Below are 1,409 nucleotides of genomic sequence, written 5' to 3'. Positions count from 1 at the left end.
CGCACAACCGCCATCCGCAACTGGAAAAACACCGACCTCAGATGGGTCAAGATCCAGTCCGGCGACAATCCACGCATCTGGTACAATATCTGAGCCTTCCGCTGTCCACAGCGGGCCGGCAGGCGAGAGCGATGCCTGTCCCGCCGCGATCACCACGTCGGCCCACTTTATATATGTCAACGGAATCGAAGGCGGCCCGCGCCACGCGCGTGCCTGTCAGGCAATCGCAAATGATTGCTGGATACCAGTGGCGACGGCCGCGCTACGAGCTAGCGCGGTCTGATCCGTTCCTGTAGTGACGAATGCGCTGTCGGGATGCGATGTCCTCACGGCATGCGGAGGTGGCCCACCCCGCGATGGCCGAGTATTGTGGCCAGGTATTCTGGTTGCCAGATCGCGCCGAACGCAAGTCATGGAGCGGAGCCTGAATGAGAGCATTGCTACGGAAACTGTTCCGCAACGGTCAGACGGCCGCGATCGAGGGGCGTAGCAGACTGTCGTTCGAACGCGAAGCCGAGTTTTCCGCTGTCTATGCGATTGGCGACGTCCATGGCTGCCGGACTGCATTGCTCGATGCCGAAGCCCGCATCGTGCGCGACGCCGCGGCTCTCGGCGGCAAGAAGCTCATCGTCATGCTCGGCGACTACATCGACCGCGGGCCCAATTCGCGGCAGGTTCTCGAACACCTCATCGAACCGCCGCCCGCAGGTTTCGAACGGATCAGCCTCTGCGGCAATCATGACGAGCTGTTCCTGCGCTTCCTGGCCGACCCCGCGGCGCATGTGAGCTGGCTGCAACTTGGCGGACACGCGACCCTTTTTTCCTATGGTATCGATGCCAGCCACATCCTGGACCGTCCGCGCGGCTTGGAGCGCCTGGCCGAGCTGGCGCGGCAGACGGTCCCCTCGGACCAGGTGGACTATCTGAAGTCGCTTCCGTGCCTGCTGACGATCGGCCGCATCGCCTTTGTCCATGCCGGCCTGAGGCCCGGCTTGCCGCTGGAGGAGCAGAGCGACGAGGATCTCATGTGGATCCGAGAACCCTTCCTCAGCCGCGGCCCGGAACTGCCGCTGGTCGTGGTGCACGGCCACACCCCGGCGCCGCAGGTCACCTACGGACGAGGCCGCATCTGCATCGACACCGGCGCCTTCGCCACCGGCCATCTGGCGGTGCTGAAGATCGCCGGCGGCAAGATCGAGGAATTGTGAAGGACGCGCCCAATCGACACGGCCGCCATTCCTCGATCGGCGACAGGCTGAGCAACCGTGTCCCATCCGGTCCCTGGTCGACCATTTCCGCCGACATCGAATAATACTGCGTGCCGAAACGGGAAAAACCGGCAATTCGCTAAAATTGTCGGCATCCGTTTAAGCGCACTGCAAAACACCCCCGCTAATCTCTGTCCCAAC

The 1,409-nt window shown here is 63.0% G+C and carries 1 protein-coding gene; it reads left to right on the top strand.

Annotated features, from left to right (window positions below; genetic code table 11):
- Window positions 1-428 precede the first annotated feature (428 nt).
- The gene (locus tag L867_RS26050; protein WP_037174149.1) at window positions 429-1,208 is read left to right on the top strand and encodes a metallophosphoesterase family protein; all 780 of its coding nucleotides are present in this window, start codon (window positions 429-431) and stop codon (window positions 1,206-1,208) included.
- Window positions 1,209-1,409: the final 201 nt, after the last annotated feature.

Source organism: Paenirhizobium selenitireducens ATCC BAA-1503, from assembly GCF_000518785.1.
Taxonomy (GTDB): Bacteria; Pseudomonadota; Alphaproteobacteria; order Rhizobiales; family Rhizobiaceae; genus Allorhizobium; species Allorhizobium selenitireducens.
This window is presented reverse-complemented; position numbering and strand designations above follow the sequence as displayed.